Consider the following 11,077-nt stretch of genomic DNA (forward strand, 5'->3'; position numbering starts at 1 on the left):
CATCGCAAGATGACCATCGAGTACACCATGATCCGGGACGTGAACGATCGCCCGGAGCACGCCGAGCAACTGGGCGAGCTGTTGCGTGATGTGCCGGTAAAGATAAATCTGATACCCTTCAACCCGTTCGAACTGTCCGACTATCAGCGAGTCAGCAATAACGCTTTGCGACGTTTTCAGCAGATTTTGTTGGACAAAGGCTATACCGTAACCGTGCGTACCACCCGGGGCGATGACATCGCTGCGGCCTGTGGTCAGCTGGCCGGTCAGGTAAACGATCGCACCCGTCGCTCGGAGCGCTACCGCAACGCGGAACGCCCGGTGCGGATCGTCGGACAGGCCTGATCCTCACCGACGTCTCGGTTGGTGCAACTGGCTGTACAAGCGCACCCCGATAACGACAAGGTGAAGCTCGTGTTTGCAAGAATTTCCAGTCCGGCGGTGTTCGCCGGCCTCATCCTGACACTGCTGTTGGGTGGCTGTGTCTCCTCCGGGCCTAACAGGTCTGTGGATCTCGACAAGGCGCGGGATACCCATATCCAGCTCGGTCTGCGCTATCTGCAGAGCGGCAGTGACAACCGTGAATTGGCCCGTCATCACTTTCAGCAGGCCTTGAAGCTAGGGCCGAAAGATCCGCAGGCCCACCACGGTCTGGCTCTGTTGTATCAGGCTGACAATGAAAACGCGGTGGCGGAGTCCCACTTCAAAAAAGCGCTGCGCTACGACAGCAAGTTTTCCATGGCACGGGTGAATTACGGGGCCTTCCTGTACCAGCAGGAGCGCTACCGCGACGCAAAGGCGCAGTTCCTGGTCGCATCCGAGGATCTCACCTACAACCGCCGCTCCTACGCGCTCGCCAACCTCGGTCGCGCCGAGTTGCGGCTGCAGGAGAACGATGCTGCCGAGGAAGCCTTCAAGAAGGCGCTCGCGCTCAGCCCGAATATGGCCATGGCCCAGCTGGAGCTGGCAGAGCTCAAATTCGAGAAGGGTGAGTACGCCCAGGCAAAACAGTATCTCGACCGTTTCAATGAAAAGAACCGGCAGATTCCGCAATCCCTATGGCTGGGGATTCGCATTGAAAAAATCTTCGGCAATCGGGACAAGGAAAGGAGCTACGCCCTGGCGCTGAAAAATCTCTTTCCCTATTCAGCGGAAACGCTGAAATACCAGCAGATGACGGCCGAAAATGAGCAGCAGTAACCAGATCTCACACCAGGTTTCAGACCAAGTGGTTTCCATTTCTCCTGAGGCGCCGGCGAACACCGTTGGTGCCATTCTCCGGGCGGCCCGTGAACAAGCAGGTCTCACCAGTGACGAACTGGCGCGCCGCCTGTGCATGACCCCGGACAAGCTCGAGGCCCTGGAACAGGACGCCTTCGAGCGCTTTGCCGGAGTCACCTACGTGCGCGGTTATGTCCGTAACCTGTGCAAGGAGCTGGGGCTGGATAATGCCGCCGTGATGGAGGTGTTTGTTCAGCAAGTGCCGGCAGAGGCCACCAAGGTTTTTGATCGCACCCCCGTGGGTACCGTGATGGCCAGCCGTGGGGAAAAGCAGGGCGGTTCATTGTTCATGCCGTTGGTGTTGGTGCTGGCCGTTGCCGCCGCCGGTGGTTACTGGTGGGTGGATCAGCAGTTCGGCAGTGCCAACCAGCTGGTGCGCGTGGATACGCAGGGCGACGGCGACAGCGAACTGCAGGGGAAGGTATCGAATTACGGTGCGCAAGCGGACACCACAGTGGCGTCTGCGGAAGTCGACTTTTCCCAGGCTGAGCCCGGTGAGCTTTCCGCAGAGGCCAGCAGTGCGGGTGCTGAGCTGGCGGGCGAAGGTGTGAGCGACGACGGTGCGCTGGAAACCGATGCTGAGATCGCCGAATCCGGTGACCTGGGCGACGGCTATGGGGAAGACTTTGGTGCTGACTCTCCAGTCGAGAGCGCCGCTGTTGTCGCTCCCGCTGCGGAAGAGGCTCCCGTTGAAGAGCAGGCTGAGGCGCCGGTGGCTGCGCCCCCGGCAGATCTTCAGGCTCGCCAAGCTCAGGCAGATGGCCAGCCAGCCGATAATCCGACGGAAAGCGCTGCCGCCGCGCAGCGGCTGGTGATTTCCTTTGACGAGGAGTCCTGGTTGGAGGTGTCCGATGCCACCGGCTACAAGATGATCTCCAAACTGCAGCCTGCGGGCTCCCGTGTGGAGCTGGATGGCCGCGCGCCGTTCAGTTTGATGCTGGGTAACGCGGCGGCGGCGACGGTTACTTTCAATGGTGAAGTGGTCGACAGTGCCCCCCTCGGCAATCGCCGCACCCGCAAGCTCAGCGTGGGTGGTTGATCGCAATTTGCCTTGATCTGCTGGTGAGGGCGCAGCCTCTGTAGGTTTGCGCCCATTCTCTCTATAATCCTCCCCGTTTTTTGTCATTCGTATTACCCGCTCAATAGCCAACGCAGGTTCTGTTATGCAGTTCGAGTCACCCATAGTTCGCCGCGTGTCACGCCAGATCATGGTGGGCAATGTGCCGGTCGGTGGCGGTGCCCCCATTTCCGTGCAGAGCATGACCAATACCGAAACCTGCGATGTGGCCGCCACCGTGGACCAGATCCAGCGTCTGGAGAAGGCCGGTGCGGATATCGTGCGGGTTTCCGTGCCCTCCATGGACGCCGCCGAGGCGTTCGGTGAGATCAAGAAGCTGGTGAATGTGCCGCTGGTGGCGGATATCCACTTTGACTACCGCATTGCGCTGCGCGTGGCGGACCTGGGTGTGGACTGCCTGCGTATCAATCCGGGCAATATCGGCCGCGAACACCGTATTCGCGCAGTGGTGGACAAGGCGCGGGACCTGAATATCCCGATCCGCATTGGCGTCAACGCCGGCTCCCTGGAAAAAGACCTGCAGAAGAAATACGGCGAGCCCACCCCGGACGCGCTGGTGGAATCCGCCCTGCGCCATGTGGACATCCTCGACAGCCTGGATTTCCAGAACTTCAAGGTGAGCGTAAAGGCCTCTGACATCTTTATGGCCACTGCGGCCTACCGCAAGCTCGCCACCCAGATCGAGCAGCCGCTGCACCTCGGTATCACCGAAGCCGGCGGCCTGCGCGCAGGTACGGTGAAATCCGCCATCGGCCTCGGCGCGCTGCTGCTGGACGGCATCGGCGATACCCTGCGGGTATCCCTGGCGGCGGATCCGGTAGAAGAAGTGAAGGTCGGCTGGGACCTGCTGAAGAGCCTGCGCCTGCGCACCAAGGGCATCAACTTTATCGCCTGCCCCAGCTGCTCGCGCCAGAATTTCGACGTGGTGAAAACCATGAACGAGCTGGAGACCCGCCTGGAAGACATCACCACACCACTGGATGTGGCGGTGATCGGCTGTATCGTCAACGGCCCGGGTGAAGCGAAAGAGGCGGATATCGGTCTCGCCGGCGGCACCCCGAGCCATGCGATCTATGTCGATGGCCAGCCGGACCGCAAATTCAAGAACGACAACCTGGTGGATGACCTGGAAAAACTGATCCGTGAAAAGGCTGCGGCCAAGGCGGCACAGGAAGCGAGCATCATCGCCCGGGAAACCACCGAATAATTCTGGGGCGCGGAGCGGATGCTCGGCGCGCCCATGTTTAGCAAAACGTTAAGGACTACCGTTGAAAGAACTTCGCGCCATCCGCGGCATGAACGACCTGCAGCCCACCCAGTCACCGGTGTGGCAGTACGTGGAAAGTACCCTGAGTGAGCTGTTCGCCCGCTACGGCTACAGCGAGATCCGCACCCCGATCCTGGAGGCGACGCAGCTGTTTGCCCGCGCTGTGGGCGAGGGTACCGACATCGTCGAGAAGGAGATGTACACCTTCGACGACAAGGGCGGCGACAGCGTCACCCTGCGCCCGGAAGGCACCGCCGGCACCGTGCGCGCCGCGATCCAGAACGGCCTGCTGAACCAGCCCCAGCGTCTTTGGTACTTCGGCCCCATGTTCCGCTACGAGCGCCCGCAGAAGGGCCGCCTGCGCCAGTTCCACCAGTTTGGGGTGGAAGTGTTCGGTATCGAAGGTCCGGATATCGACGCCGAGATCCTGATGATGACCGCGCGTCTGTGGAAGCAGCTGGGTGTGGCCGATCACGTCTCCCTGCAGCTCAATTCCCTCGGCAACAGCGAGAGCCGCGCCGCCTTCCGCGATGCGCTGGTGGAATACCTGTCTGCACGCAAGGATCAGCTGGACGAAGACAGTCAGCGTCGCCTCGACAAGAATCCGCTGCGGATTCTCGACAGCAAAAACCAGGATACCCAGGCGTTGCTGGCGGATGCGCCCTGCCTGCTGGATTTCCTCGACGAAGAGTCCCGCGTGCACTTCGATCAGCTGCGCGCCTTCCTCGACGCCGCCGGTGTGGCCTACGAGGTCAACCCGCGTCTGGTGCGCGGCCTCGACTACTACGGCAAGACCGTGTTCGAGTGGGTTACCGACAGCCTCGGTGCCCAGGGCACGGTGTGTGCCGGCGGCCGCTACGATGGTCTGGTAGAACAGATGGGCGGCAAGTCCACCCCGGCCGTGGGCTTCGGTCTCGGTGTCGAGCGCCTGGTGCTGTTGCTGGAAACCCTCGAGGTGCTCCCCGACACCCTAGACCAACAGATAGACGCCTATCTGGTGGCGGTAGGTGATGTACAATCCGCAGCCCTGGCGGCGGCGGAGCAGCTGCGTACCGAACTGCCGTGGCTGCGGCTGCAGACCCACTGCGGTGGTGGCAGCTTCAAGAGCCAGATGAAAAAGGCCGACAAGAGCAACGCGGAGTACGCGTTGATCATTGGCGAAGACGAAGCCGCAGCGGGACAGGTCACCGTCAAATCCCTGCGCGCGGATGCCGAGCAGCAGACCGTAGCGCTGGCAGATCTGCCGAAGATTCTGCAGGCCTGATACAAATAATTACCCTATTTAGACGTTCAAAATAAGGCGAATAAGAAATGGCTGACCATTTAACCGAAGAAGAACAGATCGAATCGATCAAGCGCTGGTGGAAAGAAAACGGCACCGGCATCGTCACCGGTGTGGTACTGGCGCTGGTGGCCTACTTTGGCTATCAGTGGTGGCAGGGCAAGCAGCGCGCGGACGCGGAAGCGGCCTCCAATGTCTACCAGGGATTTGTGGCAGCGGTGAGCGCGAACGATGGCCAGCCTGACAACAAGCAGCTGACCACCGCCCAGTCCCTGGCGCGCGAGCTGAAAGACAATTTTGCCAGCCGCATCTATGCCTCCCAGGCTGCCCTGCAGCTGGCGGCACTGGCGGTAGAGAAGAACGACCTGGAAGAGGCGTCCAAGCAACTGCAGTGGGCACTGGATAACACCAGCGAAGACGCACTGAAGTACCTGGCCAAGCGTCGTCTGGCGGCAGTGAAAGCCGCCCGCGGTGAAACCGGTGAAGCGCTGAAACTGCTCGAGGGTGATGTGCCCGCCGCTTTCGTTGCCCTGTTCGCGGAAACCCGCGGTGACATCCTGATACAGCAGGGCGATAAGGACGGCGCTCGCGCCGCTTACGTACAGGCCCGCGCGGCGATGTTGCCGGAACAGGCCGCCGCTTCCCGCCTGCTCGACCTGAAGATCGAGACCCTGGGCGGCGCCACTGAAGAAACCAATGAAACTCAGGAAGAGCAGCCGGTGTCAGAGTCTGACTCAGACAAGGCAACCGAAGCAGACATGGAGAAGGATGCGCAATGATCGGCACTCACAAGGCGCTTAACCGGATAATCGCCGTGGCCCTGGCCGCGGTGCTCGGAGCCTGTGCTTCCAACGATGAGAAGGAAGACACAGATCCCGTTGAACTGACGGAAATTCACGAGAGCGTCCGGCTGCGTGAAGTGTGGTCGAACAATATCGGCGATATCGACGCCCTGCGTTACGCGATGCTGAAACCCGGCATCATCGACGGCAAGGTGATCGCTGCCAACAGCGACGGCGACGTCTACGCGTTTGACCGCGCCAGCGGCAAGCGTGTGTGGCGCACGGATATCGAGCAGTCCATCAGCGGTGGCGTCGGTGTTGGCCTAGGTATCGCAGTGGTCGCAGATTACCGCGGTCGTGTGGTTGCCCTGGACCTGAACGACGGCAGCCAGCGCTGGGCTACCCAGTTGGGCGGCGAGGTGGTTTCCACCCCCGCGGTTGGCTCAGGTGTCGTGGTGGTGCAGACCGTCGATGGCAAACTGCTGGGACTGGATGCCAGCACCGGTGAACAGCGCTGGCGTCACAATACCGTGTTGCCGGTGCTGACCCTGCGCGGTACCGCGAGCCCGGTGATTTCCGCCGGTGTGGTATTCGCCGGTCTCGACAATGGCAAGCTGGTTGCGCTCAGCGCCAGCGACGGCCTCGAGCGCTGGGAACAGCGCGTGGCCATTCCCCAGGGTTCCGCGGAACTCGAGCGCGTCGTGGATATCGACGGCGCGCCGCTGGTGCGCGGTGAGCTGGTGTTTGCTGCCAGCTATCAGGGCCGCGTGGTTGCGCTGTCCCGTGAAGATGGTCGCGGCCTGTGGGCGCGCGACGCATCAACTAACCACAGTGTGACCGTGGGCGCCGGCCAGGTATTCCTGAGCGGCGCCGACGGCAGCGTCCACGCCTACAATGTGGGTAATGGGCAGATCCAGTGGAGCAACAACGAACTGTTGCGCCGCGAACTGAGTGGCCCGGCCTACTTTGACGATGTGGTGGTGGTTGGCGACCTGGACGGATACCTCCACGCGCTGGACCCGAACACCGGTCACTTCGTGGGCCGTACCCGGATCGACCGCGACCCGGTGCGAATTCCGCTGCTGGCGGATGGCGACCTGTTGTTTGCGCTGTCTGACGACGGCGAACTGGTCGCACTGCGCCTGGAGCGCTGATCGAAAATTCAGGGTGTCATAACCCTGCTGTAGGAGCCTGTTCGCAGGCGAACCTGGACCGCCCGCGATTTCGCGGGCGTTCCTATTTCTGGCAAAACCATTTTTGCTTTACGTAGACCCGAATTATGTTGCCTGTAATCGCCCTGGTCGGGCGCCCCAATGTGGGCAAATCCACCCTGTTTAACCGCCTCACCAAAACCCGCGACGCGCTGGTGGCGAACTACGCGGGCCTCACCCGCGACCGCAAATACGGTGAAGCGGAGTTTGAAGGTCGCAAAATGATCCTCGTCGATACCGGTGGTATCAGTGGCGGGGAAGAGGGCATCGATGCCGCCATGGCCCAGCAATCCATGCAGGCCATCGAAGAGGCGGACTTTGTCCTGTTTATGGTGGACTGTCGCGCGGGCCTTACCCCGGCGGATGAAATGATCGCCGAGCGCCTGCGTGTGCGCTCCAAGCCCACCATCCTCGTCGCCAACAAGGTGGACGGGGTAAACCCGGACATCGCGCTGTCGCCGTTCTATGAACTCGGTATCGGCGAACTTTTTCCCACCACCGCCACCCATGGTCGCGGCGTGCGCACACTGATGGAGCGCCTGATCGAAGGCCTGCCGGCACCGGAGGAAGAGGAAGAACAGGAAGAAGCCAAAGGCATCAAGATTGGTATCGTCGGCCGCCCCAACGTGGGCAAGTCCACCCTGGTGAACCGCCTGCTGGGTGAGGACCGCGTGGTGGTCTTCGACCAGCCCGGCACCACCCGCGACAGCGTGTATATCAATTACACCCGCGACGACAAGCCATACACCATCATCGACACCGCGGGTATTCGCCGCCGCAAAAACGTCAAGGAATCGGTGGAGAAATTCTCCATCGTCAAAACCCTGCAGGCGGTGGAAGATTCCAACGTGGTGGTACTGGTGATCGATGCCAGTGAAGGCCTCGTCGACCAGGACCTGCACCTGATGGGTAGCGTGATCCAGGCCGGCCGCGCGCTGGTGGTAGCGCTGAACAAATGGGACGGCCTCGACCAGGATCACCGCGACTTTATCAAGATCGAACTGGAGCGCCGCCTGCGTTTTGTGGACTTTGCGGATATTCACTTTATCTCCGCACTGCACGGCACCGGTGTCGGCAACCTGTATCAGTCCATCGAGGCCGCGTACCAGTCGGCAACGGACAAGCTCTCCACCAACCACCTCACGCGGATTCTGCAGTGGGCGGTCAGTGAGCACCAACCACCGCTGGTGAACGGCAACCGTATCAAACTGCGCTACGCCCACGCCGGTGGCAAGAACCCGCCGATCATCGTGATCCACGGCAACCAGACCGACGAAGTGCCGGGCCACTATGTGCGCTACCTGGAAAAGACCTTCCGTCAGGCACTGGAACTGCACGGTACCCCGGTGAAGATCGAATTCCGCACCGGTAAAAACCCCTACGAGGGCAAGAAAAACAAACTCACCGAACGGCAGAAAGCCCGCAAGCGCCGTCTGATGAAGTTTGTGAAAAAGAAAAAGTAGGGAACGGATTTGCGCGGGGCGGCGCAATACCCGTGAAGTAAAGGCGATCAATTGGGGGCAAAGCTAAACTTGCCGGCAATTGATCGCCTTTATTCTGCATCGTATAAGCCTTTATGCAGGCGAATATGAAATGGAAAACGGTAAAGGAAATAAGTTAAGGAGAGCTGCACCCATGCTTAATCTGAATAGCCCCGACCTGCTGCGCAAACAGTCCTATATAGACGGCGAGTGGGTGGATGCCGACAGCGGCAATACTCTCAACGTTACCAATCCTGCCACCGGCGAAGTCATCGCCACCATTGCAAGCTGCGGCGCCGACGAGACTCGCCGCGCTATTGAAGCTGCTGACAAAGCCTGGCCCGCCTGGCGCGATCGCACCGTCAAGGAACGCGCGAAAATCCTGCGGGACTGGTACAACCTCATCATCGACAACGTCGACGACCTCGCTGCGATTCTCACCGCCGAGCAGGGCAAACCCCTCAGTGAAGCCAAAACCGAAATTGTCTACGGCGCCAACTATCTCGAGTGGTTTGCGGAAGAAGCCAAGCGCGCCTACGGTGACGTAATTGCTCCGCCGTCCAAAGACAAACGCATCGTTGTTATCAAGCAGCCCGTGGGTGTTACCGCCTCCATCACCCCGTGGAATTTCCCCAGTGCCATGATTGCGCGCAAGGTCGCCCCGGCTTTGGCCGCCGGCTGTACCTTCATATCCAAACCCGCATCGGAAACCCCGCTCTCCGCCCTGGCGCTCGCAGTACTGGCGGAAAAGGCTGGCGTGCCCAAGGGCGTATTCAACGTAGTGGTGGGTAAAAGCTCACGGGAAATCGGCAGCGAGATGACCACCAACCCGCTGGTGCGCAAATTCACCTTCACCGGCTCCACTGCCGTGGGTAAACAGCTGCAGGCCCAGTGCGCCGGTACCGTGAAGAAAACCTCGATGGAACTCGGCGGCAACGCGCCGTTTATCGTGTTCGACGATGCAGATATCGATGCGGCGGTGAAAGGCGCCATCATCTGCAAATACCGCAATGCCGGTCAGACCTGTGTATGCGCCAACCGCATTCTGGTGCAGGCGGGCGTCTTTGAGGAGTTCTCGCAAAAATTTACCGCCGCGGTAAAAGCGCTGAAAGTCGGCAACGGTTTTGATGCGGGTACCGAAGTCGGTCCCATGATCAATACCGGTGCGGTCGCCGATGTAAAAGCACTGGTGGAAGATGCGATAGGCAAGGGCGCCAAGGCCTTGAGCGAGGGCGGCCCCAGCGACCTTGGTGAGTGCTTCTTTACCCCCACGGTACTGGCAGACGTAAACGACACCATGCGCCTGTTCAAGGAAGAGATCTTCGGTCCGGTGGCACCCCTGTTCAAATTCGACACCGAGGAAGAAGCCATCCGCATGGCCAACGATACCGAATTCGGCCTCGCCTCCTATTTCTATGCCCGCGATATCGGCCGTATCTGGCGGGTGGCGGAAGGGTTGGAATACGGCATGGTTGGGATTAACGAGGGCATCATCTCCAATGAGATGGCCCCCTTTGGCGGTATCAAGGAATCCGGCAGCGGCCGCGAGGGTTCCAAATACGGCATCGACGACTACCTGGAAATCAAATACATGTGTATGGGCGGAATAGGCAAGGGTAGCCATTGAAGATCGAGCCCATTGCCGTCACCCACTCCTGCTTTAAAGAGAAATTCGGCATCCCCCGTCAGCCGCTGCTGGCGGATGCCAGCCGCGCTTCCATCGAGCTGTTACCACCGTTTGGCGACCCGGAAGCAGTGGTAGGCCTGGAGCAACACAGCCACCTCTGGCTTACCTGGGTATTTCACGAAGTGGCTGGCCAGTGGTCCGCCAAAGTGCGCCCGCCCCGTCTCGGCGGCAATAAAAAACTCGGCGTCTTCGCCACCCGCTCGCCGTTTCGCCCCAACAATATCGGCCTGTCGGTGGTGCGCCTGATCGAAGTGCGCATGACCCCCAAGGTGGAACTGATCGTCGCCGGCGCCGACCTGCTCGATGGCACACCCATTCTCGATATCAAACCCTATATTCCCTACGCGGATTCGGTGCTTGAGGCCCGGAGTGAACTCGCCGAAGCAGCACCGGAATCCATCGCCGTAAATATCCCCGAAGAAATCCTGGTGCAGGCACAAAGTTACCGCGACGACTGGGGTACCGACCTGCCGGCATTGATCAATCAGGTACTGGCCCAGGACCCCAAGCCCGCCTACCAGCAGCCGGACCCGGAACGCATTTACGGCATGGCACTTTGTGGATTCAATCTGCAGTGGCGCTATGTAAATGGCGAGATTGAAGTGGTGGATCTGAAGAAACTGAATGACGAGGTGGTAGGGTGAAGTGGCTGTGGTCGCTGGCGAAATTTTTGCTGCTCGCCGCCGTGGTCGTCAGTGCCGTGTCCTGGTACCACAGCCGAAACATGCCGAAGGGAATAGCTCCAGAGCTGACGGCAACGGATATTGAGGGTCAGCCGCTAAACCTGCAGGCCATGGCCGAAGACGGCCCGGTACTGATCTACTTCTGGGCCACCTGGTGCGGCTATTGCCGCGCGGTGTCCCCGGCGATATCGGATCTCTCAGAAAAACATCAGGTGATCACCATCGCCCTGCAATCGGGCAGCGCCGAGGAAGTGGTCACTTACCAGCAAAAGCACCAGCTGAAATTCCGCACCATCAACGATCCCACCGGCGCGCTCAGTAATAG

At 60.4% G+C, this 11,077-nt stretch carries 10 protein-coding genes and 1 pseudogene; all 11 read left to right on the forward strand.

Translation table 11 applies throughout. The annotated features are described in order from the left end of the window. Positions 1–345 (forward strand): annotated as a pseudogene (locus tag VIL80_RS00140) (23S rRNA (adenine(2503)-C(2))-methyltransferase RlmN); the annotation flags it as partial. Positions 346–414: 69 nt separating this feature from the next. Then, positions 415–1,200 (forward strand): type IV pilus biogenesis/stability protein PilW, encoded by a 786-nt coding sequence (pilW, locus tag VIL80_RS00145; RefSeq protein ID WP_332034140.1) that lies wholly within the window; start codon positions 415–417, stop codon positions 1,198–1,200. After that, complete coding sequence (locus tag VIL80_RS00150) at positions 1,187–2,320, forward strand: RodZ domain-containing protein (RefSeq protein WP_332034141.1); 1,134 nt, start codon at positions 1,187–1,189, stop codon at positions 2,318–2,320. The genes pilW and VIL80_RS00150 overlap by 14 nt, the downstream gene beginning before the upstream one ends. Before the next feature lie 124 nt (positions 2,321–2,444). Then, positions 2,445–3,566 carry a flavodoxin-dependent (E)-4-hydroxy-3-methylbut-2-enyl-diphosphate synthase gene (ispG, locus tag VIL80_RS00155; protein ID WP_332034142.1) on the forward strand — a complete coding sequence of 374 codons (1,122 nt, stop codon included), beginning with the start codon at positions 2,445–2,447 and terminating at the stop codon, positions 3,564–3,566. A gap of 61 nt (positions 3,567–3,627) precedes the next feature. After that, a complete protein-coding gene (gene hisS / locus VIL80_RS00160) occupies positions 3,628–4,890 on the forward strand; it encodes a histidine--tRNA ligase (protein ID WP_332034143.1) in 1,263 nt (420 codons plus the stop codon). A 47-nt stretch (positions 4,891–4,937) separates the two neighbouring features. Then, complete coding sequence (locus VIL80_RS00165) at positions 4,938–5,687, forward strand: YfgM family protein (protein WP_332034144.1); 750 nt, start codon at positions 4,938–4,940, stop codon at positions 5,685–5,687. Beyond that, on the forward strand, positions 5,684–6,844 hold the full coding sequence (gene bamB / locus VIL80_RS00170) for an outer membrane protein assembly factor BamB (protein ID WP_332034145.1): 1,161 nt from the start codon (positions 5,684–5,686) through the stop codon (positions 6,842–6,844). The genes VIL80_RS00165 and bamB overlap by 4 nt, the downstream gene beginning before the upstream one ends. Before the next feature lie 125 nt (positions 6,845–6,969). After that, on the forward strand, positions 6,970–8,364 hold the full coding sequence (der, locus tag VIL80_RS00175; protein ID WP_332034146.1) for a ribosome biogenesis GTPase Der: 1,395 nt from the start codon (positions 6,970–6,972) through the stop codon (positions 8,362–8,364). Between the two features lie 172 nt (positions 8,365–8,536). Beyond that, positions 8,537–10,009, forward strand: coding sequence for an NAD-dependent succinate-semialdehyde dehydrogenase (locus VIL80_RS00180; RefSeq protein WP_332034147.1), 1,473 nt, complete (start codon positions 8,537–8,539; stop codon positions 10,007–10,009). After that, positions 10,006–10,713: a tRNA (N6-threonylcarbamoyladenosine(37)-N6)-methyltransferase TrmO gene (gene tsaA, locus VIL80_RS00185; protein ID WP_332034148.1), complete on the forward strand. Its 708-nt coding sequence runs from the start codon at positions 10,006–10,008 to the stop codon at positions 10,711–10,713. Before VIL80_RS00180 ends, tsaA begins: the two co-directional genes overlap by 4 nt. Beyond that, positions 10,710–11,077: redoxin domain-containing protein (locus VIL80_RS00190; RefSeq protein ID WP_332034149.1), on the forward strand; the 368-nt coding region annotated here is incomplete at its 3' end. The genes tsaA and VIL80_RS00190, both read left to right, overlap by 4 nt.

Origin of the sequence: Microbulbifer sp. (assembly GCF_036563125.1) — a bacterium.
Lineage (GTDB): Bacteria > Pseudomonadota > Gammaproteobacteria > Pseudomonadales > Cellvibrionaceae > Microbulbifer.